The 22,460-nt window shown below is 70.7% G+C and carries 19 protein-coding genes; 8 read left to right on the forward strand and 11 right to left on the reverse strand.

Annotated elements, in window-relative coordinates; genetic code table 11:
• The 5 genes from OHB49_RS27560 to OHB49_RS27580 form a co-directional block, all read right to left on the reverse strand.
• Positions 1–903: a carbohydrate ABC transporter permease gene (locus tag OHB49_RS27560; protein ID WP_030921393.1), complete on the reverse strand. Its 903-nt coding sequence runs from the start codon at positions 901–903 to the stop codon at positions 1–3.
• A gap of 1 nt (position 904) precedes the next feature.
• The gene (locus OHB49_RS27565; RefSeq protein ID WP_329163785.1) at positions 905–1,873 is read right to left on the reverse strand and encodes a carbohydrate ABC transporter permease; all 969 of its coding nucleotides are present in this window, start codon (positions 1,871–1,873) and stop codon (positions 905–907) included.
• A 7-nt stretch (positions 1,874–1,880) separates the two neighbouring features.
• Complete coding sequence (locus OHB49_RS27570; RefSeq protein ID WP_329163786.1) at positions 1,881–3,218, reverse strand: ABC transporter substrate-binding protein; 1,338 nt, start codon at positions 3,216–3,218, stop codon at positions 1,881–1,883.
• A gap of 101 nt (positions 3,219–3,319) precedes the next feature.
• A complete protein-coding gene (locus OHB49_RS27575; protein ID WP_329163788.1) occupies positions 3,320–4,543 on the reverse strand; it encodes an ROK family transcriptional regulator in 1,224 nt (407 codons plus the stop codon).
• A 195-nt stretch (positions 4,544–4,738) separates the two neighbouring features.
• Entirely contained in the window at positions 4,739–5,806 is a 1,068-nt protein-coding gene (locus OHB49_RS27580) for a mechanosensitive ion channel family protein (RefSeq protein ID WP_329163790.1), read from the reverse strand.
• A 364-nt stretch (positions 5,807–6,170) separates the two neighbouring features.
• Between OHB49_RS27580 and OHB49_RS27585 the strand changes: the two genes are divergently transcribed.
• Positions 6,171–6,707: an HNH endonuclease gene (locus OHB49_RS27585; RefSeq protein WP_018552807.1), complete on the forward strand. Its 537-nt coding sequence runs from the start codon at positions 6,171–6,173 to the stop codon at positions 6,705–6,707.
• A gap of 53 nt (positions 6,708–6,760) precedes the next feature.
• Here the strand turns inward: OHB49_RS27585 and OHB49_RS27590 are convergent, their stop codons facing one another.
• From OHB49_RS27590 to OHB49_RS27605, 4 genes are all read right to left on the reverse strand, one after another.
• The gene (locus OHB49_RS27590) at positions 6,761–8,101 is read right to left on the reverse strand and encodes an FtsX-like permease family protein (protein WP_329163792.1); all 1,341 of its coding nucleotides are present in this window, start codon (positions 8,099–8,101) and stop codon (positions 6,761–6,763) included.
• Positions 8,091–8,834, reverse strand: coding sequence for an ABC transporter ATP-binding protein (locus OHB49_RS27595; protein WP_052189412.1), 744 nt, complete (start codon positions 8,832–8,834; stop codon positions 8,091–8,093). The genes OHB49_RS27590 and OHB49_RS27595 overlap by 11 nt, the downstream gene beginning before the upstream one ends.
• The gene (locus OHB49_RS27600; protein WP_030970016.1) at positions 8,831–9,391 is read right to left on the reverse strand and encodes a PadR family transcriptional regulator; all 561 of its coding nucleotides are present in this window, start codon (positions 9,389–9,391) and stop codon (positions 8,831–8,833) included. Before OHB49_RS27600 ends, OHB49_RS27595 begins: the two co-directional genes overlap by 4 nt.
• A 113-nt stretch (positions 9,392–9,504) precedes the next feature.
• Positions 9,505–12,498 (reverse strand): beta-N-acetylglucosaminidase domain-containing protein, encoded by a 2,994-nt coding sequence (locus OHB49_RS27605; RefSeq protein ID WP_329163795.1) that lies wholly within the window; start codon positions 12,496–12,498, stop codon positions 9,505–9,507.
• A 311-nt stretch (positions 12,499–12,809) separates the two neighbouring features.
• Here OHB49_RS27605 and OHB49_RS27610 point away from each other — a divergent pair, with 311 nt between their 5' ends.
• The 5 genes from OHB49_RS27610 to alc all read left to right on the forward strand — a co-directional run bounded on the left by OHB49_RS27610 (position 12,810) and on the right by alc (position 17,883).
• Complete coding sequence (locus OHB49_RS27610; protein ID WP_030970019.1) at positions 12,810–13,040, forward strand: hypothetical protein; 231 nt, start codon at positions 12,810–12,812, stop codon at positions 13,038–13,040.
• Complete coding sequence (gene malQ / locus OHB49_RS27615) at positions 13,041–15,350, forward strand: 4-alpha-glucanotransferase (RefSeq protein WP_329163797.1); 2,310 nt, start codon at positions 13,041–13,043, stop codon at positions 15,348–15,350.
• A gap of 20 nt (positions 15,351–15,370) precedes the next feature.
• Positions 15,371–15,601, forward strand: coding sequence for a hypothetical protein (locus tag OHB49_RS27620; protein WP_078852643.1), 231 nt, complete (start codon positions 15,371–15,373; stop codon positions 15,599–15,601).
• A 144-nt stretch (positions 15,602–15,745) separates the two neighbouring features.
• A complete protein-coding gene (locus OHB49_RS27625) occupies positions 15,746–16,666 on the forward strand; it encodes a LysR substrate-binding domain-containing protein (protein ID WP_329163799.1) in 921 nt (306 codons plus the stop codon).
• A gap of 65 nt (positions 16,667–16,731) precedes the next feature.
• Positions 16,732–17,883, forward strand: coding sequence for an allantoicase (gene alc, locus OHB49_RS27630; protein ID WP_329163800.1), 1,152 nt, complete (start codon positions 16,732–16,734; stop codon positions 17,881–17,883).
• Positions 17,884–17,976: 93 nt separating this feature from the next.
• On the opposite strand, the gene pepN is transcribed toward alc, so the two are convergent.
• Entirely contained in the window at positions 17,977–20,553 is a 2,577-nt protein-coding gene (gene pepN / locus OHB49_RS27635) for an aminopeptidase N (RefSeq protein WP_329163802.1), read from the reverse strand.
• A 103-nt stretch (positions 20,554–20,656) separates the two neighbouring features.
• Here pepN and OHB49_RS27640 point away from each other — a divergent pair, with 103 nt between their 5' ends.
• Positions 20,657–20,881: a ribbon-helix-helix domain-containing protein gene (locus OHB49_RS27640; RefSeq protein WP_030921349.1), complete on the forward strand. Its 225-nt coding sequence runs from the start codon at positions 20,657–20,659 to the stop codon at positions 20,879–20,881.
• Positions 20,874–21,221 carry a type II toxin-antitoxin system PemK/MazF family toxin gene (locus OHB49_RS27645; protein WP_030970032.1) on the forward strand — a complete coding sequence of 116 codons (348 nt, stop codon included), beginning with the start codon at positions 20,874–20,876 and terminating at the stop codon, positions 21,219–21,221. Before OHB49_RS27640 ends, OHB49_RS27645 begins: the two co-directional genes overlap by 8 nt.
• A 96-nt stretch (positions 21,222–21,317) precedes the next feature.
• Here the strand turns inward: OHB49_RS27645 and OHB49_RS27650 are convergent, their stop codons facing one another.
• Positions 21,318–22,346, reverse strand: coding sequence for an aspartate-semialdehyde dehydrogenase (locus tag OHB49_RS27650; protein WP_030921345.1), 1,029 nt, complete (start codon positions 22,344–22,346; stop codon positions 21,318–21,320).
• Positions 22,347–22,460 lie beyond the last annotated feature (114 nt).

Here is a 22,460-nt window from a genome sequence, read left to right on the forward strand (position 1 = left end):
TCAGCCCTTCACTCCGGTCAGTGTGACGCCCTCGACGAAAGCCTTCTGAGCGAAGAAGAAGACGAGGATCACGGGGGCCATGACCAGTGCGGTCGCGGCCATGGTCAGGTTCCAGTCGGTGTGGTGTGCGCCCTTGAAGGACTCCAGTCCGTAACTGAGCGTCCAGGCGGCCGGGTTCTCGGAGGCGTAGATCTGCGGCCCGAAGTAGTCGTTCCAGGCGTAGAAGAACTGGAACAGCGCGACGGCGGCGATGCCCGGCCTGGCCATCGGCACCACGACCTTCAGCAGGGTGCGCAGTTCGCCGCAGCCGTCGACCTTCGCCGCGTCGAGGTACTCGTTCGGGATGGTCAGCAGGAACTGCCTCAGCAGGAAGATGGAGAACGCGTCACCGAAGGCCATCGGGATGATCAGCGGCCAGAGCGTCCCGGACATGTCCAACTGCTTCGCCCAGAACAGGTACATCGGGATGACGACGACCTGCGGCGGCAGCATCATCATCGAGATGACGAGCATCAGCGACAGCTGCCGGCCGCGGAAGCGGAATTTGGCGAGCGCGTAGGCCACGGGCAGCGACGACACGACCGTGAGGACGGTGCCGAGCCCCGCGTACAGCAGGGTGTTCTTCCACCAGGTCAGGAAGCCCGGGGTGTCGAACACCCTCCGGTAGTTGCTCCACTCGAAGGGGTGCGGCCACAGATCGCGGGTCAGCGCCTGCTGGTCGCTCATCAGCGAGGTGAGGAACAGGAAGACGAACGGCAGCACGAAGAAGAGCGCGGCCGCGACGCCGAGCGTGTGCACGGCGATCCAGTTCAGCAGCGCCTTGCGGCGTGCGACGCGCTCGGCCGGGGTGACCGGCCCGGCGGACGGGTCGGCGGCCTTGAAGGTGTCGAGAGCCTGCGCCACGTCACTCACCTGCCTGGATCAGCCCGCTGCGGCGCCGCATCAGCAGTGCGGTGAACGCCATGGCGAGTACGAACAGAACGAGCGCGACCACACAGGCGGACCCGTAGTCGAAACGCTGGAAGCCGAGGTTGTAGACGAGCTGCGGAAGCGTCAGTGTCGACTTGTCGGGATAGCCCGGTTCGAACTGCTGCCCTGATCCGCCCATCACACCCGAGGCGACCTTCCCCGCCACGAGTGGCTGGGTGTAGTACTGCATCGTCTGGATGATCCCGGTGACCACGGCGAACATCACGATCGGCGAGATGTTCGGCAGCGTGACGAAGCGGAACCGCTGGAACGAGGTCGCCCCGTCCAGCTCCGCCGCCTCGTACTGCTCCTTCGGTACGTCGAGCAGCGCGGCCATGAAGATCACCATCAGGTCGCCCACCCCCCACACCGCGAGCGCGGTCAGGGCCGGCTTGGACCAGGCGGCGTCGGTGAACCAGCCCGGCGTGGGCAGCCCCAGATCGCCGAGGATCGAATTGACCGGCCCCGTACCCGGGTTGAGCAGGAAGACGAAGCCCAGGGTCGCCGCGACCGGCGGAGCCAGATACGGCAGGTAGAACAGGGTGCGGAAGACACCGGTACCCGTCTTGATCCTGGTGATCAGCAGGCCGACGCCGAGACCGAAGACGACCCGGCAGCTGACCATCACCACGACCAGCCAGAGGGTGTTGCGCAGGGCGGGCCAGAACAGCGGGTAGTCGTTGAAGACGTACGACCAGTTCTTCAGCCCGTTGAACTCCGGTGCTGCGAAACCGTCGTAGTGGGTGAAGGAGAAATAGAGCGTGGAGATCAGCGGGTAGGCGAAGAAGACGCAGAACCCGATCAGCCACGGCGACATGAAGGCCGCCGTCCGCAGTGCCGCTTTTCTGCGCTTCGCGACAAGGGTCGCCGTGCGGCGCTTCGAACGGAGTGTGTACGTGGTCATCGCGGTGCTACTTCGCCTGTGCGATGGCTGCGTCGATCTCCTTGGCGGTCTTCTCCAGACCCGCCTTGATGTCCGTCTGCTTGCCCTTCTCGATGTCGAATCCGAGGTTCTGCAGGGACACCAGGTACGCGCCGCCGTTCACCGAGGGCGGGGTGGTGGTGCTGTCGGGGTTCGCGGCGATGTCCAGGAAGGTCTTGAACCGCGGGTCGTACTTCAGCTTCGGCGACTTCAGGGCTGCCATCGTCGACGGCACATTGTGAATGGCGTTGGCGAAGGCGACCACCGCGTCGGTGTCGGTCGTCATGAACTTCACCAGCTCCCACGCCGCGTTCTGCTGGGTGGAGGTGGACGCGATACCGGCGATGGTGCCGGTCAGGTAGCCCTTGCCGTACGTGTCGGCCTCGTCGTCGGCGACGGGCATCGGGGCCACCCCGATCTCGAACTTCGGCTTGGTGTCCTCGGCCATGCCGAGCCGCCACTCACCGTCCAGCTGCATGGCCACCTGGCCGGTGTGGAACGGGTGCTTGGCGCCCCACTCGTCACCGAACGAGGTGCGGTACTTCTCCAGCTTCGCGTAGCCGCCCAGGTCGTCGACCAGCTTCTTCTGCGTGGTGAGCATGGACGCGAAGGCCGGGTCCTCGGCGATGTTCGACTTGCCGTCTGCGTCGAAGTACGTCGGGTTCCAGCCGCCGAGGTAGTGCTCGGTCGTCGACTCGTAGCCGTGGTAGTTCGGCATGAAGCCGAGCTGCTCGTACGAGTCGCCCTTGCTCTTCGTCAGCTTCTTGGCGTCCTCGGCCAGTTCCGACCAGGTCTTCGGCGGAGCGGTGATCCCGGCGGCCTTGAACGCGTCCTTGTTGTAGTACAGCCCGTACGCGTCACCGAGCAGCGGCAGCGTGCAGCGCACCCCGTCGTACTGGGTGTACTCGTTCATCGCCTTCGGGAACGTCTTGTCGGGGTCGATCCCGTCCTTCTTGAGGAAGGAGTTCAGATCGACGAAGGCCTTGGACGAGCAGAACTTGCCCACATTGTTCGTGGTGAACGAGGAGACCACGTCGGGGGCCTTCGAACCGCCCGCCCGCAGAGCCTGGTTGATCTTGTCGTCGGTCATGTTGCCGACGACCTTCACATGGATGTTCGGGTGCGCCTTCTCGAAGGCGTCGACGGTGGCCTGAATGGCCTTGACCTCACCCGGGGCACTCCAGCCGTGCCAGAAGTTGATGGTCGTCTCCTTGGACGGATCATCACTGGCGCCGTTGCTGCTCTGACCGGTACAGGCAGAGGCGAAGAGGGATATCGCGGCGGTCGCGGCGAGCGCGACGGCCGTCTTCCGGCGGTTTCCGGACATGGCAGTGTCTCCCGATGGGTTGGGGCGGGGAAGAGGCTGGGACTGCGAACGTGCGGGTCTGTGAAGGTGCGGGTCCGCGTGCGGACGGCCGCGGCAGGGGATCAGCGTGAGGTGTCGAAGACTTCGTCACGGGTCGTGGCGAGGGCGCTCTCCAGCGCTCCGCGCAGTACGGGCCGCTGGGTCACGGCGCCGGTGATCAGCCGGGGCCGGGAGGCCGCCAGCTCGGCGAGTTCCGCCTGCACCCGCTCGCGCAACGGTTCGCCACCGACCGTTATCAACTCGCCGGAGAGCACCACGAGTTCGGGGTCGAGTACGGCGATCATGGAGGCCAGTCCGGTCGCGAGCCCGGTGGCGAACAGATCGAGGAGGCGGGGGTACGGGCCGTCCTCGCCGCGCTCCGCGGCCTCGGCGGCCCGGGCGATCAGGCCGGCCGCGACCTCATGGTGGGTGCCGTCCGCGCGGCTCAGCTCGTCGTCTATGCCGAGCTGCCCGGCCAGCCGGGACAGTACCTGCGCGCCCGCCAGTTCCTGGAAGCCGCCCGAGTTCGCCTTGGTGACCTGGCGGACCAGCGGGGCGCCGGGCACCGGCAGGAAGCCGACCTCACCGGCGCCGCCGGTGAAGCCGCGGTGCAGCCGTCCGTTGATGACGAGGGCGGCGCCGAGCCCCTCCTCGTTCCACAGCAGGACGAAGTCGTCGTGTCCACGGGCCGCCCCGAGCCGCTGCTCGGCCACGGCGACGAGGTTCACATCGTTCTCGTACTCGACCGGCATCGGCAGGAACGCGGCCAGCTCGTCGAGCAGTGTGGGGGAATGCCAGCCGGGCAGGTGGGAGGCGTACCGCAGCCGTCCGGTGCCGGGGTCGAAGGCGCCCGGTGTGCCGATGACCACCCGGTGCACCTCGGCGCGGGTGAGCCCGGCGTCCTTGACCGCGCCGTCCAGCGCCTCGGTCACCTGCCGCACCACGCTGTCGGCGCGCCGGCCGGGGGTGCGCAGCTCGAACTCACCGACCGTCTCACCGGTCACATCGGCGACGGCGGCGACGATCCGCTGGGCGTTCACATCGAGTCCGGCGACATGGGCAGCCCGGGCGTTCACCGCGTACAGCTGGGCGTTGGGTCCCGGGCGTCCCGCGACGGTGCCGGTGGCGACGACCAGACCGGCCGCCTCCAGTCGGGCCAGCAGCTGCGAGGCGGTGGGCTTGGAGAGGCCCGTCAGCTTGCCGATCCTGGTCCGGGAGAGGGGGCCGTGCTCCAGCAGCAGGTCGAGGGCGGCCCGGTCGTTCATGGCCCGCAGGACGCGGGGGGTACCCGGTGTTGTTCCGGCCATGAGCACCTGCCCTCTGTTAGGAAACTTTCCTATTCGGTGAGAGGACGGTATGGCGCACGTCACCAGCCCGTCAATGGGCAGGGCTCCGCTGGCAACCAAAGCGTTACCTGGGGGGCCGGTCAAGGCGCTTTCACGCCGAAGGGCGCCCGGCGTGGCTCCTTGCGGGCCGGGCCGGACGCCCTTGGATCCGGGGTTCTACTTGCCCGGGCTCGACGGCGGGGTGATCGGCGACGTGGCCAGCGACTGCGGCGACGTCGTCGACGAGTACGCCGACGGGGCAGCCATTGCGGCCGTCGGGTCCGCCGCCGACGCCTCGTCCGGCTGTGCCGGTACGCCGCCGACCATCCGGATGCCCGCCTCGTCGAAGGCCCCCTTGATCCGCCAGCGCAGCTCGCGCTCCACGCCCAGGGACTTGCCCGGCATCGTCTTCGCCGTCACCCGGACCGTCATCGAGTCGAGGAGCACGGAGTCCAGGCCGAGGACCTCCACCGGACCCCACAGGCGCTCGTTCCACGGGTCCTCCTTGGCCATCCGCGCGGCCGCCTCGGTGATCACCGTGCGTACCCGGTCGAGATCCTCCGTGGGGCGCACCTGCACGTCGAGCCCGGCGGTCGACCAGCCCTGGCTGAGGTTGCCGATCCTCTTCACCTCGCCGTTGCGGACGTACCAGATCTCGCCATTGTCACCGCGCAGCTTGGTGACCCGCAGCCCGACCTCGATGACCTCGCCGGAGGCGACACCCGCGTCGATGGTGTCGCCGACGCCGTACTGGTCCTCCAGGATCATGAAGACGCCGGAGAGGAAGTCGGTGACGAGGTTGCGCGCGCCGAAGCCGAGCGCCACGCCGGCGACACCGGCGGAGGCGAGCAGCGGGGCCAGATCGATCTGGAACGCCCCCAGGATCATCAGGGCGGCCGTACCGAGGATCAGGAACGAGGCGACCGACCGGAGTACGGACCCGATGGCCTCGGAGCGCTGACGGCGACGTTCCGCATTGACCAGCAGCCCGCCGAGCGCGGTGCCCTCGACGGCCTGGGCGCTGCGGTTCATCCGCTCGATGAGCTTGCTGAGAGCACGACGGATCGCGATGCGCAACACGATCGCGATCGCCGCGATGAGAAGGATGCGAAGACCGGTGTTCAGCCAGGTGGACCAGTTCTCCTCCACCCAGCCCGCGGCATCGCCCGCCTGCTTGGCGGCTTCGTCCAGCGAGCCGCCCGGCTCGGGCGACGGGGCAGCGGCCAGCAGCGCTGACAGAGACACGGCGGAACCTCCAAATGGGCGAGGGCTGACCAACCACACTAACGGGGCATCCGGAGTGCTCCGTTGCCGTGACGGAGGGGAGAGACCCGTTTGGACCGGGGATACAGAAGGTGTGGGGGCCGGAGCCGAATCAGGGCGCCGGGCCGGGTGTGGCCGATCGCACACCGGGCCGGAGCCGCCGCGGCGGCGGCCCCGAACCGCCTGATCCGGGGTCTTCGGGGGGTGCGCGCGACAGCGGGCCGGGGAAAATCCTTCCGGCCCGTTACTCGCACGTGGTGGCGCTTCCACCAGGCAGGAGGAGAGACTGAGATCGGATCGTCCCGGCGCGAGCCACGCGCCGCCGGCGTACAAGGAGGCATCAACCGTGCCGCATGTCCTGGTTCTCAATGCGTCGTACGAGCCGCTCGGCGTCGTACCGCTCCGCCGCGCGCTCGTCCTCGTCCTCGAGAACAAGGCCATCTGCCTCGAGGAGTCCGGCGCCTTCATGCACAGTGCCACCCGTGCTGTACCGGCACCCAGCGTCGTCCGCCTGAAGCGGTTCGTACGGGTCCCCTACCGGGGGCCCGTTCCACTCACCCGCCGGGCGCTCTTCGCCAGGGACGGCGGCCGCTGCATGTACTGCGGCGCCGCCGCGACCAGCGTCGACCATGTCATTCCACGCAGCCGTGGTGGCCAGCACGCCTGGGACAACGTGGTGGCGGCCTGCCGCCGCTGCAACCACGTCAAGGCCGACCGCCATCTGCCGGAGCTCGGCTGGCGGCTGCACCAACAGCCCGCGCCGCCGACCGGTCTCGCGTGGCGCATCATCGGGACGGGGCACAGGGACCCGCGATGGCTGCCGTACCTGCAACCGTTCGGCGCGGACGACGCAATGGCCCGGATCGATGGCATTTCAGCCTGACGATCCGGGCTTCTGCGTCTCCAGAGGGGTGCGGATCCGCGGAGCGCCACGCGCTACGTGAACCGCAGCTCCGCGGGGTGCGCCGCGCGCCGCAGCAGCGGCAGCGATGTCGCCGCGGCCAGCAGGCATGCGGCGTACACCACCACAGGTACGAGCAGCGGGAGCATCGAGGGCACGGAGCCGGGTGCAGCGAGGGCGGCGTACGCGAGGTGGACCGCCATGCCCCCGATGCCTGCGAGCAGGACCGCGGGGGCCAGTGGGAGCGCGGTCTCCAGGAGGAGAGTCCTGGCCAGCACCGCGTGCGGTACTCCGGCCGCGGCCTGGGCGGCGAGTCCTCTACGGCGAGTGGCAAGGGACTCGGCGGTGCCCACGGCGAGGCCGAAGAGGCTGATGACCAGGGCCACCAGGACGGCGGCCCCGGCGAGGTCGATACCGGTGGTGTAGAAATCGAGGTCGTCCGCCGAGTAGTCGCCCCCGCGCAACCCGGCGAGCAGCACTTCCCGTACCCCCACGAAGGCCACGCCGACGACGGTCACCAGCAGCAGTGCGGCATGGGTACGCGCGGCGGCCCACGGGTCGTCCCTGAGGCGGCCCGCGGCGATCAGTACCGCGGGACTTTTCGCACGGACCGTCAGCCGTCGGCCCATGAAGGCGGCCGAGGCCCCGGCCGCCCAGACCGCACCGGCTCCGGTGAGGAACACCACGGCGAACACCAGCAGCGGGAACGACGCCGCGTCGAGGCCGCTGCCCTGGAGGACGAGGAGGAAAGCCGCCGCGGCGATCAGCACCGTCGGAATCAGGAGCGCGAGCAGCGTCCGGTGCCCGCGCTCCGGCCGTACCCGGCGTACCCAGCCGAGCGGCGAGGCGACGACGCGGCGCAGTGCGAGCGCGCTCACCAGTGCGGCGACCACCGGCACGACGACAACGACCACCACGAAAGCCGCCCAGGCCGACGGGGGCGGTGTGTGGCCGGAGCCGGTGAGGACTGCGGCGAAGACGGCGAATCCGCCGACCGATCCCGCCAGACACGCCAACGCGGACTCCAGTGCGGAGATGCGCCGCACCTGCGCGGGTGACGCCCCGGCGAGCCGCAGCCCGGCCATCCGCCGGTCGCGGTGCACGGCGCCGATGCGGGCGCACTGGCCGAGGAAACCGAGCACTGGGACGAGCAGGAGCAGCAGCGTGACCACCACACCGGCGCGCTGGCCGGGCTGGTTCAGCAGGCCGTGCCCGTACGGGATGGAGACCTGCCCCGAGACAGCGGCGACTGCGATCGCCGCGAGGGCGAAGCCCGTGGCGAGCAGGGCGCCCACCGCGGTGAGCGAGATCCGCCACCACTCACGGCGGTCGGAGCCGCGCGTCAGGATCCAGGCGATGCGGGCGTCAGCCTTCATGGTGAGCGACCTCCTGGGCGGTGAACTGCGCCGTGCCGGAGTGGACGGCCCCGTCCCGCAGCCACACCTCCCGGTCCGCGTACGCCGCGATCTGTGCGTCATGTGTGATCAACAGCACCGCGGTGCCGGACTCGCGGGCGGCGTGCACCAGAGCGGTCATCACCTGCTCCCCGGCGAGCGAGTCGAGCGCGCCGGTCGGCTCGTCCGCGAAGACGGCCTTCGGCCCCGTCACCAACGCCCGTGCCAGTGCGACCCGTTGACTCTGGCCGCCACTCAGCTCGCCCGGCCGCAGACAGGCCTGTTCGCGCACGCCGAAGCGCTCCAGCCACTCGTCCGCCCGACTCTGCGCCTCGGCGCGTGCGGTCCCCGCGAGCAGCAGGGGCAGCGCCACGTTGTCGAGCGCGGTGAGCTCGGGGATCAGCTGCCCGAACTGGAACACCACGCCGAAGTCGGTTCGCCGCAGCTCGCTGAGGCGCGCCTCCGGCATCCGGTCGAGCCGCTCCTGTCCGTACGAGACCGAACCCTCGTCGGGACGGACGATCCCGGCCAGGCAGTGCAGCAGCGTGGACTTTCCGCTGCCGCTGGCGCCGGTGACGGCGAGAATCTCACCTGCGTGGAGGTCGACCGACGCGCCGCGCAGCGCCTGGGCGGCTCTCCCGTACGACTTCTTCAGGCCTGTGGCCGTGAGCAGGGGCGCTGTCGCCCGGGAGGGCTGCTCGGGTTGCGTACTCATGCTGTGTCGACCTCCGCGGTCAGGGTGGCGAGACGGGTCGCTGTGGTGGTCATCCACCGCACGTCGGCGTCCAGATGGGCGAGGGCGTAGTCGGCGGAGAGCACCGTGCTGAGGTCGGTGCCCGGCGTTGTCTTGAGTTCGGTCAGTTCGCGCATGCGCGCCATGTGGGCGGCACGCTGGGCCTGGAGGTACGCGGCTGCGTCGGACGTGCGGTCACCGCCACCGGCGGCAGCCGCGACCAGGATCGAGACGACGACCTTGGCGAAGATCTCGTTCGTCACGAAAGGCGCCGGCGGGGTGACCTCGTCGGCCCACCTGGCGAGTTCGCGTGACCCTTCGGCCGTGGAGCGGTAGAGGGTGCGCTCGGGGCCACCGTCGGAATCGGTGCCTTCGACGGCGGCCAGACCGTCACGCACCAGGCGTTGCAGGGTGGTGTAGACCTGCCCGTAGGCCAGTGGGCGGGCCTGCGGGAAGCGTTCGTCGTACCGCCGTTTGAGGTCGTAGCCGTGTCTGGAACCTCCGGCGAGCAGTCCCAGAAGGACATGGCGGGTGCTCATGAGGCGGACTATATACTCGGTATATGTACTGAGTGAATACTTGACGGTGGGCAACTACCGCAGGAGTGGTGAACCACTCGTGTTTCAGGGGAGTTCGTGCCGGACGCGTGCGGCTACTCCGCGACGGCGTACGCCTCCACCGACCAGAGCGAGTAGCCGAACTCGGTGCCCCGGCCGTCGCCCTGAATCCTGAGGAAACGGGTGTCCTTCGCGTCCATCCGGACGGACTCGCGGCCGCCCTTGCCGTCCCGGACGGTCGCCGCCGTACGCCAGGTGCGGCCGTCCGCGGAGACCTGAACGCGGTAGCGGGAGGCGTACGCGTCCTGCCACTGCAGCACCACCTGGCCGATCCTGGCGGGCTCCGCCAGCTCCGCCTGCCACCAGGCGCCGTCCTCGGCCGGGGACGACCAGCGGGTGGTGGGATCGCCGTCGGAGGCGGCCGTGGCCGGGAAGTCCGGGGTCTCGTCGCCGGACGAGGAGGCGGTGGCGGTGCGGACCAGGTCGGGGCCGGCGGTGCGCGGGTAGGCCCGGACGGTGAGGGTGCTCTCCTCGCCACCGAATCTGAAGGGCACCTCGTACTCGCCGGCCGGGGTGTTCGCCGGGACCGTGATCTCCACCGGGACGTCGGTACGGGACCCGCGCGGCACCGTCGTCCGACCGGGGACGGACACCTTGATGCCCTTCGGGGCCTTCGCGGTGAGTGCGCCGCGCACCGCGGTGGGGCGGCGGGCGGCGAGCCGTGCCTGGACCCGCTGCGGCCTGCCGCCGATCTCCGCGTCGGTCTCGCCGCGTACGAGATCGAGCCAGGCGGCGGGTTCGTCGCCGAACCACGGCACGAGGGCGCGTACCCGGGGGGCTTCGGGTGCGGTGACGGTTCCGGAGACGATCGGCGGCAGCGTGCCCGCGCTCGCGCCCGGGGCCGTCGCCAAGGAGCCCGTGGGCCAGATCAGCCGGATCGCGTCGGTTCTGAGGCCCTCGGCCGCGGTCTGGGTCCAGCCGGTCCGCGACACCGGGCCGAGGCTGCGCCAGCCCTCGCCCGGCACATGGGCCTGCAGCGTCGCGTCCGCCCCCACCCCGGGAACGGTCATCGCGGTCACGGCCTCCATCGGGCGCGCGCGTTTCAGCCGGACCGTATAGCTGCCCGGGGCCTCGGTCACCGTTCCGGCGTCCCGGTCCGCGCCGGTCCACGCGTCGGCCTCCTTGCGCACCCGGTCCAGGAACGGATCGAGGACACCCTTGCCGACCGTCGCGCCGCTCGCCCCGGTGGCCTTCTGCAGCGGCTCCAGCGCCAGCGACGCCTTCCATGCGGCCGCGCCGTCGCCGCGCGCCTGGGCCTGCAGCAGATCGACGGCGAGCTCGCCCGCCCGGCCGTACCGGGCCAACTGCTCGGTCCACGGCCTTACTTCGTCGTCGAGTCGCCCGTCCGCCGGGCCCTTCAGCCGCTGCGGTGCCTCGCGCATCACCGTGAACGCGGCCCGCAGCTCGCGCGCCGCGTCCGCCTGTGCCGTCGCGTTCGTCGTCGTACGGGACTTCCAGAACGCGGCCAGAAGCGGCTGCAGATACGCCGACTCGTCGCCGCCCAGCACGGACGTCGCACTGTTCCGGGCCAGCGCACGCAGCGCCTCCCGGGCCCCCGCGTCATCGCCCGCCAGATCGTCGATCGCCGCCTGCCAGGACTCCTGCGGCAGGTAACCCTTCGGGTTCCAGGCGAAGTCGGCCGCGGTGAACAGCGGGATGCGGGACGCGGACGGCTGCTCCATCGCATTGGCGAGCAGCGCCGCCGAGCCCATCGCGACCGCAGGGTCCCGGCCGGTGTACGGGCCGAGGAAGATACGGTCCTGCGCGTAGTCGTTGACCGGGTAGTTGTCCATCGTGACGAGCGGATGCCGGAACGTGGCGCGCGCACCGGCCAGTTCCCGGCCGGTGATGGTCCTCGGTACGACGCCGACCCCGGTCCAGGCGATCTGCACCCGGTCGTCCAGCTCCTTGGCGAGCGCGGTCCGGTAGTCCGTGGCCCCGTCCTGGTAGAACTCCGTCGGCATCACCGACAGCGGCTCCGAGCCCGGATGCCGCTGCGCGAGGTGCCGGGCGACCTCGCTGGCGACCCGCGCCTGCGCCCTCGCCGCCGCCTCCGGGCCGCTGCCGAACGTGGCGGCGTCGTTGTCGCAGTGCCATTCGCTGTAGCTGACGTCCTGGAACTGGAGCTGGAAGACGCGCACGCCCAGCGCCCACATCGCGTCGATCTTCCGGGTCAGCGCCTTCACATCGCCGTCGGAGGACATGCACATGGCCTGGCCGGGGGCGACCGCCCAGCCGAGGGTCACGTGCCGGGCGCGGGCCCGTTCGGCCAGCGCCCGGAAGTCGGCGCGCCGCTCGGCAGGGTACGGATCGCGCCAGCGGGCCTGCCGGTACGGGTCGTCGCCCGCCGCGTAGAGGTACCGGTTCTGCTTCGTACGCCCCATGAAGTCGATCTGCGCGAGCCGCTCCTCGCGCGTCCACGGCTGCCCGTAGAACCCCTCGGTCATTCCGCGTACGGCGGTGCCCGGCCAGTCCCGCACGGAGACCCCGGCGACGCTCCCGTTCCGGACCAGCTGGCGCAGCGTCTGCACGGCGTGGAACAGGCCGTCGTCGCCGACACCGTCCAGGGCGACGGTGGAGCGGCCCGCGACCGTGCCGACCGCGATCCGGTAGCCGCCGGACGGCAGATCGGCGCGCTCGGGGGCGCGCAGCGTGCGCAGGGCGTCCTGCGCGCCGTCGCCGCCGAGCCGGATGACCGGCCCGCGTCCCGGCAGCGCCTCGTGCACGGTCCGCACGCCCGCGTCGCGCAGCACCTGCCTGGCGGCGTCGACGGCGTACGGATCGGCGTGCGCGCCGGCGACGAGGGTCACCTCGGTGGAGAGCGGTACGGCCGTCCCGGCCGCCTTGATGGTCTGTGGCCGCGGCCACACGGTGGGCAGCGCGTCCTCGTCGGTACGGTCGGGTGTGGTGACGGCGGGGGAGCCGGGGTCCGACGGCGCCGCGAAGGCGGCCGGGGTCCCGGTGGAGAGCAGTCCGCCGAGCACGGCGACAGCGACGGCCGTCGCGTGCTTTCTGTGCCTGAGCCGCATGCCGTACTCCCTCGCTCCCACCGATGGGCTCCGAGCCCACCACCCCACGCGCGAGGGTGTCAATGTGTGTGGCCGTTGTGCCGTATTTGCCCGTTGTGGCGGATGGGGCGGGGTGTCGGGGGCGAACGGCGGGGCCGCAGCAGAGACGGCGTCGAATGGCCGAATACGGCGGACAACTTGCGGGTAACTGGCCGCTGGGGAACGGAATGTGACCCGGAGCACGTTGAAGTCGTTGTCGTAACGCCTATGTCTGCGGCTGCGTCCGCTGGGTAGGCCTGCTGTGTCCAGTTCTCCACGGCCAGGAGGCCGCCATGCCCGCTGCCGCGCAGCTTCTGCTCTCCGCCCTGTCCAAACAGGTGCCGGGCCCCGGACCGTTGACCGGTGAGCCCGCGTTCGCCGACGCCATACCCCTGACGAGCGAGCCGCCGCTCGCCGATGCCGCACCCCTGACCAGCGAGCCGCCGCTCGCCGTCATCGCCCCACTGACCAGCGAGCCGACCGCCCCCGGCGCTGCGCGGGGCACGGAGTCCCCAGGAGTCTGAATGGGCTTGTCCCGGCTCGCCGCACTGCACGGCGTCGCCACCTCCTACGCGCCGTCCGCGGATGTCACGGTGTCAGTTCCCGACGACACGGTCGTCGCCGTGCTCGCCGCGCTCGGCGTGGACGCCGCCACCCCTGAAGCGGTGCGGGAATCGCTTGCCGCCGCCGAGGCGGTGGCCGCCTCCCGGCTGCTCCCGCCCACCCTGGTGGTGTGGTCGGGGGAGCCGCTGCCGGCCGCCCTGACCGCCCTGCGGCCCGGCACGACGCTGGAGATCGAGCCCGAGGACGCCGCCGGTTCGTCCCCCACGCCGCGGATGCGGGTGCCGAGCGGACGACCGGATCCGGCCGTTTCGGCGACGGCCGGCACGGTCGTCGGTGCTGCCGCCGACCCGGTCTCCGCCCGAGCCTTCGACGCGGCCGCCCTTGGGGCGGCGCCTCCTGGGACGGCCCCCGTCGGGACGGCTGTCGGAACCGGCAAACCCGGTTCCGCTCCCGGTGCACCCGCCCCGACCCCCGCCTGGTGGACCGAACCCCCGCTCGGGGTGCACCGGTTGACCGCCCGTGCCCAGGACGGCCGCACCATGACCACCACCCTGATCGTGGCCCCGGCCCGGGTGCCCCAGCCGCCACGGCGCACCCACGGCTTCCTCGTCCAGCTCTACTCCCTGCTCTCCGGCCGCTCCTGGGGCATGGGCGACCTCGGTGACCTCGCCGATCTCGCCGCCTGGTCGGGGCGGACCCTCGGCGCCGGGTTCGTACAGGTGAACCCGCTGCACGCCGCCGTGCCGGGCACACCCACCGACCCGTCGCCGTACCGTCCGTCCTCGCGCCGCTTCCCCGACCCCGTCCATCTGCATGTCGAGTCGATCCCGGAGTACGGGCACGTACCGGACCGGGCGGCCCTCGACGACCTGCGGCAGAGCGCTGAAACACTGAGCGACACCGTCTTGAACAAGGGCGCGCTGATCGACCGGGACGCCGTCTGGGAGCTCAAGCGTCAGGCTCTCGAACTCGTACGGGAGGTGCCGCTGACCCCGGGCCGGCGCGCCGCGTACTGCGACTTCCTCGCCGCCCAGGGGCAGGCCCTGGAGGACCACGCCCTGTGGTGCGCCCTCGCGGAGGTGCACGGCTCGGACTGGCACGCCTGGCCGTCCGCACTGCGCGACCCCCGCTCCCCGCAGGTCGCCCGCGCGCGTGCCGAACTGCTCGACCGGGTGGACTTCCACTGCCGGCTCGCCTGGCTGACCGACGACCAGCTCGCCGCGGCCCAGAGCGTCGCGAGGGACGCCGGGATGGCCGTCGGCATCGTCCACGACCTCGCCGTCGGCGTGCACCCCGGCGGCGCCGACGCCTGGGCCCAGCAGGACGCCTTCGCGCACGGCATGTCGGTCGGCGCGCCCCCGGACGCCTTCAACGCGCGCGGTCAGGACTGGGGGCTGCCCCCGTGGCGCCCCGACGTCCTCGCCGCGTCCGGCTACGCCCCGTACCGGGGGCTGCTGCGCGGCCTGCTCGCCCACGCCGGCGCCCTGCGCATCGATCACGTCATGGGCCTGTTCCGGCTCTGGTGGGTCCCCGAGGGAAGACCGCCCACCGAGGGCACGTACGTCAGCCATGACGCCGAGGCGATGCTCGCCGTCCTCGTCCTGGAGGCGCACCGGGCCGGTGCGGTCGTCATAGGGGAGGACCTCGGCACGGTCGAACCGGGCGTACGCGAGTCGCTCGCCCGGCGCGGAGTGCTCGGCACCTCCGTGCTCTGGTTCGAGCGCGACTGGACGGGCACCGGCCGCCCGCTGCCCCCGGAGCGCTGGCGGGAAGGTTGCCTCGCCACCGCCACGACCCACGACCTGCCGTCCACCGCCGCCCGGCTGACCGGCGACCATGTGACACTCCGCCACCGCCTGGGACTGCTCACCCACACCCTGGAGCAGGAACAGGCCGAGGACGCCACCGACACCGCCACGTGGCTCGGCCTGCTCGCCCGGCTCGGCTTGCTGCCGGAGGGCGAGGGCGACGAGGAGGGGGCGGTCCGCGCCGTCCACCGCTTCCTGCTGCGCACCCCTGCCCGCATGGTCGGCGTCTGGCTCCCGGACACGGTCGGCGACCGCCGGCCGCAGAATCTGCCCGGCACCTGGGACCAGTACCCCAACTGGCGGCTGCCCGTCGCGGATGCGGAAGGTCACCCGGTCACTCTGGAGGAGCTGGCGTCGTCGCCGCGTCTGCACCATCTGATGGAGGTACTGAAGCCGGTGGACGGACACCCGAAAGAACAGTCGAAGCCTCGTACGGCACCCCCGGGCGCGCGCCGCTCCTAGACGTTCGCTACGTTTGCACCGTGGACAAGAAGAACGCAATGCGCGCCGGCGCCGTGGCGGCCGGTACGACGCTGATGATGCTGCTCATGTCGTCCCCCGCGCTTGCGCTGACCCGTGACGACGGTGACGACCCGGGCCCCGGCCTGAGCGTGATGGACACGATCGGCCTCTACGTCGTGGCACCCATCGCCCTGTTCGTGATCATCGTGGGCCTGGTCATGCTCCTGGACAAGTCCAAGAAGCAGGCCTGACCCTCCCGCTGCGCGGCGCCGGGCCCGCGTAGTTCCACCAGCGCTTTTTTCAGGGCGCCCGAAGTGCGTGAGCACTTCGAGGCGCCCTGCTCCGCGTTCCGCTGCCGGACGGGCGGGGCCTGCCTCGGCGGCTAATGTGCGGACATGACCGAGTGGGACATCAAGAAGCTCAGGATCCTGCGCGTGCTGAGCGAGCGCGGGACCGTCACGGCAACGGCCGAGGCGCTGCTGATGACCCCCTCGGCGGTGTCCCAGCAGCTCTCCAACCTGGCCAAGCAGCTCGGCGTGCCCCTGCTGGAGGCCCAGGGCCGCCGGGTCCGGCTCACCGACGCCGCACATCTCGTACTCCGCCACGCCGAAGCGGTCTTCGCCCAACTGGAACGCGCCGAAGCGGAGTTGACGGGGTATCTGCGGGGCGAGGCGGGGGAGGTGCGGGTCGGTGCCTTCTCGACGGCCGTGCCCGCCCTCGTCGTACCGGCGGTCCGGCTCCTGCGCGCCGACGACCGGCCCGGACCGTCCGTGCGGGTACGGGAGGCGGAGGCCGCGGAGGCGTACGAACTCCTGTCGGCCGGCGACGTCGATCTCGCGCTCTCCCTCGCCGCGCACGCACCGACCGCCCACGACCCGCGCTTCACTCTCCTCCCTCTGCTCGCCGACCCGCTCGATGTCGCCCTCCCCGCCGGACACCGGCTGGCCGACGCCCCCGGGTTGCGGCTGGCCGACCTCGCCGCCGAGCCGTGGATCTTCGGCGGTTCGGGCCCGTGGTCGGAGATCACCACGGCCGCGTGCGAGGCCGCCGGGTTCGTGCCGGAGCAGGCGCACAGCGCCTCCGGGTGGACCGCGATCCTCGCCATGGTCGAAGCGGGCATGGGTGTCGCACTGATCCCGCGGATGGCGTCGGCGGAGCGCCGTACGGGTGTGGTGATGCGTGTTCTGGAGGCGGACCTGCCCCGGCGCCATGTGGTCGCCGCCGTACGGCAGGGCGCGGAGGGCGGGCCGGCGGTGGCCCGGGTCCTGTCCGCGCTTCAGCAGGTCAGTGCGGCCCGCGAGGAACCATTTAACTGAACTGAAAGAATTGTACGAAAACTTTCGATGGACCTGATGGGTCATTCGGTACCACAGTTCCGTACATGACCTCCGACGTGAACGAGAACCCTGCCGAGGACAACGACCCCCACGCCAATGACGCGGCCCCGTACGGCGGCGGCGACCCGTACGCCGACTACCGCGCCGGCGACTTCCCCTTCACCGACCTGGTGGACCTCGCCGACCGCCGCCTGGGCGCGGGCGTGGTGGCCGCGAACGACGAGTTCTTCGCCGAGCGCGAGAACCTCCTGAACCGCGAACGCGCCGTGTTCGACCCCGAGCGCTTCGGGCACAAGGGCAAGATCATGGACGGCTGGGAGACCCGGCGCCGCCGCGGCACCGACGCCGCACACCCCTTCCCGGCCCCCGAGGACCACGACTGGGCCCTCGTCCGGCTCGGTGCCCCCGGCATCATCCGCGGCATCGTCGTCGACACCGCCCACTTCCGCGGCAACTACCCGCAGCGCGTCTCGGTGCAGGCGACATCGGTCGAGGGCTCACCCAGTCCCTCGGAGTCGGAGCTCCTTGCCGACGACGTGAAGTGGGAGGAGATCGTCCCGCCCACCGCCGTACGCGGCCACGCCGCCAACGGCTTCGAGATCACCGGCGGCCGCCGCTACACCCACATCCGCCTCTGCCAGCACCCCGACGGCGGCGTCGCCCGCCTCCGCGTCCACGGCGAAGTGGTCCCCGACCCCGCCTGGCTGGCGACCCTCGGCACGATCGACCTGATCGCGGTCCTCAACGGCGGCGCGTACGAGGACGCCTCGGACCGCTTCTACTCCTCACCGACCCAGATCATCCTGCCCGGCACCTCCCGCAAGATGGACGACGGCTGGGAGAACCGCCGCCGCCGTGTCCGCGACACGAACGACTGGGTCCGCTTCCGCCTGGTCGCCCAGGGGGCGGTCCGCGCGGTCGAGATCGACACAGCCTGCCTCAAGGGCAATGCGGCCGGCTGGATCGCCCTCCAGGGCCGCAACGGCGAGACGGGTGAATGGTTCGAGATCATCCCCCGCACCAAGCTCCAGCCCGACACCCTCCACCGCTTCCCGCTGCACGCCCGGGCGGTGGTCACCCACGTCCGCCTCGACGCCTTCCCGGACGGCGGAGTGGCCCGCATGCGCCTGCACGGCACACTCACGGAACGGGGCGCCGCCGAACTGGCCGACCGCTACGAGGAGTCGGGCGTGTAATCCCTGTTGCCGCCGCCCGGCGAACAGCCGCGGAACAGGAGTGCCCCGGACCGTGCGGACGGTCCGGGGCACTCCTCCGCACGTGGGCAGAGGCTACGCGGTTGCCGCGGCCGCGTCCGCAGCCTGGGCCTTCAGCGCGCGCTCCACGCCTGCCCGCGACTCGGAGACCAGCCGGCGCAGCGCCGCGCTCGGCTCCGCCGAGTCCAGCCAGGCGTCCGTCGCGTCCAGGGTCTCCTGCGAGACCTGGAGCGCCGGGTAGAGGCCGACGGCGATCTGCTGGGCCATCTCGTGGCTCCGCGAGTCCCAGACGTCCTTCACCGCTGCGAAGAACTTCTCGGTGTACGGGGCCAGCAGTTCGCGCTGGTCGGTCTGGACGAAGCCGCCGATGACCGCCTCCTGGAGGGAGTTCGGGAGCTTGTCGGACTCGACGACGGAGGCCCAGGCCTCCGCCTTCGCCTCGGCCGACGGGCGCGCCGCGCGGGCCGTCGCAGCGTGACGCTCGCCCGCGGCCGTCTTGTCGCGCTCGTACTCGGCGGCGATCTCGTCCTCGTCCAGCAGGCCGACCGCGGCCAGCCGCTCCACGAACGCCCAGCGCAGCTCGGTGTCGACGACGAGGCCCTCGACCGCCTCCGCGCCGTCCAGCAGCGCCCGGAGCAGGTCCAGCTGGACGGGGGTGCGGGCCGTCGCCGCGAAGGCGCGGGCCCAGGCCAGCTGGTGGTCGCCGGCCGGCTCCGCGGCGCGCAGGTGCGCGAGCGTCGCCTCCGTCCACTGGGTCAGGCCCGCCTCGCGGAACTCCGGCGCCGCGTACAGGTCCAGGGCCAGCTTCACCTGGCGGTGCAGCGACTGGACGACGCCGATGTCCGACTCCTTGCCGATGCCGGACAGGACGAGCGAGAGGTAGTCGCGCGTCGCCAGTTCGCCGTCGCGGGTCATGTCCCAGGCGGATGCCCAGCACAGGGCGCGCGGCAGCGACTCGGTGAAGTCGCCGAGGTGCTCGGTGACGACCCGCAGCGACTCCTCGTCGAGCCGGACCTTCGCGTACGACAGGTCGTCGTCGTTGAGCAGGATGACCGCCGGACGGGCGGTGCCCGCCGGGAACGGGACCTCGGTGCGCTCGCCGTCGACGTCCAGCTCGATCCGGTTCGTGCGGACCAGCTTTCCGTCCCCGTCGAGGTCGTAGCAGCCGATCGCGATCCGGTGCGGGCGCAGCGTCGGTTCGCCCTTGGCGCCGGCGGGCAGCGCCGGGGCCTCCTGGAGGACGGTGAACGAGGTGACGTGACCGTTCCCGTCGGTGGTGACCTCCGGGCGCAGGATGTTGATGCCGGCCGTCTCCAGCCACGCCTTCGACCAGGTCTTCAGGTCGCGGCCGGAGGTCTCCTCCAGTGCGCCCAGCAGGTCGGACAGGCGGGTGTTCCCGAACGCGTGCGCCTTGAAGTACGCCTGGACGCCCTTGAAGAACTCGTCCATGCCGACGTACGCCACGAGCTGCTTCAGGACCGAGGCGCCCTTGGCGTACGTGATGCCGTCGAAGTTGACCAGGACATCGTCCAGGTCACGGATGTCCGCCATGATCGGGTGCGTCGACGGCAGCTGGTCCTGGCGGTACGCCCACGTCTTCATGGAGTTGGCGAACGTCGTCCAGGAGTGCGGCCACTTCGAGCCCTCCGCGTACGCCTGGCAGGCGATCGACGTGTACGTGGCGAACGACTCGTTCAGCCACAGGTCGTTCCACCACTCCATGGTGACGAGGTCGCCGAACCACATGTGGGCCAGCTCGTGCAGGATCGTCTCGGCCCGGGTCTCGTACGCCGCGTCCGTCACCTTCGAACGGAACACGTACTGGTCGCGGATGGTGACCGCGCCCGCGTTCTCCATCGCGCCCGCGTTGAACTCCGGGACGAACAGCTGGTCGTACTTGGCGAACGGGTACGCGTAGTCGAACTTCTCCTGGAACCAGTCGAAGCCCTGCCGCGTGACGTCGAAGATCGCGTCCGCGTCGAGGAACTCGGCGAGCGACGGGCGGCAGTAGATGCCGAGCGGAACGGACTGGCCGTCCTTCTCGTAGCTGCTGTGCACCGCGTGGTACGGACCGACGATCAGGGCCGTGATGTACGTCGAGATGCGCGGCGTCGGCTCGAAGACCCAGACGTCGTCCTTGGGCTCCGGCGTGGGGGAGTTCGAGATGACCGTCCAGCCCGCCGGCGCCTTCACGGTGAACTGGAAGGTCGCCTTCAGATCAGGCTGTTCGAAGCTCGCGAAGACCCGGCGCGCGTCCGGGACCTCGAACTGCGTGTACAGGTACGCCTGCTGGTCGACCTGGTCGACGAACCGGTGCAGACCCTCGCCGGTGTTGGTGTAGGCGCAGTCCGCGACCACCCGCAGCACGTTGGAGCCCGCGTGCAGGTGCGGCAGCGCGATCCGCGAGTCGCGGAAGACGGCGGCGACGTCCAGGGTCTTGCCGTTGAGCTCGACCTCGTGCACGGCCGGGGCGACCAGGTCGATGAAGGTCTCCGCACCGGCTTCGGCGGAGTCGAAGCGGACAGTGGTCACGGACCGGTAGGTGCCGCCCTCCTGCGCTCCGGAGAGGTCGAGATCGATCTCGTACGCGTCCACGGTCAGCAGGCGCGCCCGCTCCTGTGCCTCTTCGCGGGTCAGATTCGTGCCAGGCACGCGGTCATCTCCTTCGATGGTGACGTTTCCGGTCATCCTTCCACGTCGATCGCCGGGAGAAGCGGAGTAGCCACTGTTTGCCTACTGCGGTAGCATTGGTGGTATGAAGATCAGTGTGAGCTTGCCGCAGGAGGATGTCGCCTTCGTCGACGAGTACGCCATGAAGACCGACGCGGACTCCCGGTCCGCCGTGATACACGCCGCCATCGAGCTGCTGCGTGTCGCCGGACTCGAGGCGGAGTACACGGAAGCGTTCGAGGAGTGGGACGCGAGCGAGGACGCCGCGCTCTGGGACCGTACGGTGGGGGACGGAATCGCCGATGCGTAGAGGCGATATCCATCTGGTCGATCTGGAGCCGTCCAGGGGCAGTGAGGCCAACAAGGTCAGACCGGCCGTGATCGTGTCCAACAACGCGGCGAACCAGTCGGCGGAGCTCAGCGGGCGAGGTGTGATCACCGTGGTGCCGGTGACGTCGAACATCGCGCGTGTTCTCACGTTCCAGGTCCTTCTCAGGGCTGACGAGAGCCGTCTGCTGAAGGACTCGAAGGTCCAGTGCGAGCAGGTCCGTGCAGTCTCTCCGGACCGTGTCCTGAAACGGATCGGCACCGTCCCGCGCCCGCGCATGGCCGAGATCGACGCCGCCCTGCGACGTCACCTCGCCCTCTGACACATGCGGACGCCGGAGCCCGCACACGCTCTCCGGCGCATGCGAAAGGGCGGCCACCGAGCACCGGTGGCCGCCCTCTCACGTGCTTTGCGGGTGTCAGCCGTTCAGCTCGGCAGCGACCAGTTCCGCGATCTGCACGGCGTTCAGCGCCGCGCCCTTGCGCAGGTTGTCGCCGGAGACGAAGAGCGCCAGACCGTTCTCGACGGTCTCGTCGGCCCGGATGCGGCCCACGTACGACACGTCCTGGCCGGCCGCCTGGAGCGGGGTGGGGATCTCCGAGAGCTCGACACCCTCGGCACCCTCGAGCAGCTCGTAGGCGCGCTCCACGCCGATCGGGCGGGCGAAGCGGGCGTTGATCTGGAGCGAGTGACCGGTGAAGACCGGGACCCGGACACAGGTGCCGGACACCTTGAGCTCCGGGATCTCCAGGATCTTGCGGGACTCGTTGCGGAGCTTCTGCTCCTCGTCCGTCTCGAAGGAGCCGTCGTCGACGATCGAACCGGCCAGCGGCAGCACGTTGAAAGCGATGGGCCGCTTGTAGACGGCCGGCTCGGGGAACTCGACGGCGCCGCCGTCGTGGGTGAGCTTGTCGGCGTCGGCGACCACCTTGGACGCCTGTCCGTGCAGCTCGGAGACGCCGGCCAGACCGGAGCCGGAGACCGCCTGGTAGCTGGTGACGACCAGCGCGTCGAGACCGGCCTCGTCGTGCAGCGGGCGCAGCACGGGCATCGCGGCCATCGTCGTGCAGTTCGGGTTGGCGATGATGCCCTTGGGGCGGTTCTTGATCGCGTGCGCGTTGACCTCGGAGACGACGAGCGGGACCTCGGGGTCCTTGCGCCATGCGGAGGAGTTGTCGATCACCACGGCGCCCTGGGCGGCGACCTTCTCGGCGAGCGCCTTCGAGGTGGCGCCGCCGGCCGAGAACAGCACGATGTCGAGACCCGTGTAGTCCGCGGTGGAGGCGTCCTCGACGGTGATCTCCTGGCCCTGCCACTCGATGGTGGAGCCTGCGGAGCGGGCGGAGGCGAAGAGCCGCAGCTGGTCGGTCGGGAATTTCCGCTCGGCCAGGATCCTGCGCATGACTGTGCCGACCTGACCGGTGGCGCCGACGATTCCGACCTTCACAGGGACTCCTTCAAACGTACGAACTGGCACGGTTGCCGCTCCATGATGCGTATGTCCACGGCTTCCTTGTCCAATCCATTGTCCGGCAGACGGACAGTGTCCCGGCGCGGGCCG

Source organism: Streptomyces sp. NBC_01717, assembly GCF_036248255.1.
Classification (GTDB): domain Bacteria; phylum Actinomycetota; class Actinomycetes; order Streptomycetales; family Streptomycetaceae; genus Streptomyces.

What these genes read in the sequence shown, in the direction of transcription:
- OHB49_RS27605 (WP_329163795.1), bottom strand. Translation starts at nt 12,498, where the DNA reads ATGCGGCTCAGGCACAGAAAGCACGCGACGGCCGTCGCTGTCGCCGTG.
- OHB49_RS27575 (WP_329163788.1), bottom strand. Translation starts at nt 4,543, where the DNA reads ATGGCCGGAACAACACCGGGTACCCCCCGCGTCCTGCGGGCCATGAAC.
- OHB49_RS27640 (WP_030921349.1), top strand. Translation starts at nt 20,657, where the DNA reads ATGAAGATCAGTGTGAGCTTGCCGCAGGAGGATGTCGCCTTCGTCGAC.
- OHB49_RS27610 (WP_030970019.1), top strand. Translation starts at nt 12,810, where the DNA reads ATGCCCGCTGCCGCGCAGCTTCTGCTCTCCGCCCTGTCCAAACAGGTG.
- OHB49_RS27590 (WP_329163792.1), bottom strand. Translation starts at nt 8,101, where the DNA reads ATGAAGGCTGACGCCCGCATCGCCTGGATCCTGACGCGCGGCTCCGAC.
- OHB49_RS27595 (WP_052189412.1), bottom strand. Translation starts at nt 8,834, where the DNA reads ATGAGTACGCAACCCGAGCAGCCCTCCCGGGCGACAGCGCCCCTGCTC.
- malQ (WP_329163797.1), top strand. Translation starts at nt 13,041, where the DNA reads ATGGGCTTGTCCCGGCTCGCCGCACTGCACGGCGTCGCCACCTCCTAC.
- alc (WP_329163800.1), top strand. Translation starts at nt 16,732, where the DNA reads ATGACCTCCGACGTGAACGAGAACCCTGCCGAGGACAACGACCCCCAC.
- OHB49_RS27570 (WP_329163786.1), bottom strand. Translation starts at nt 3,218, where the DNA reads ATGTCCGGAAACCGCCGGAAGACGGCCGTCGCGCTCGCCGCGACCGCC.
- OHB49_RS27645 (WP_030970032.1), top strand. Translation starts at nt 20,874, where the DNA reads ATGCGTAGAGGCGATATCCATCTGGTCGATCTGGAGCCGTCCAGGGGC.
- OHB49_RS27600 (WP_030970016.1), bottom strand. Translation starts at nt 9,391, where the DNA reads ATGAGCACCCGCCATGTCCTTCTGGGACTGCTCGCCGGAGGTTCCAGA.
- OHB49_RS27625 (WP_329163799.1), top strand. Translation starts at nt 15,746, where the DNA reads ATGACCGAGTGGGACATCAAGAAGCTCAGGATCCTGCGCGTGCTGAGC.
- OHB49_RS27565 (WP_329163785.1), bottom strand. Translation starts at nt 1,873, where the DNA reads ATGACCACGTACACACTCCGTTCGAAGCGCCGCACGGCGACCCTTGTC.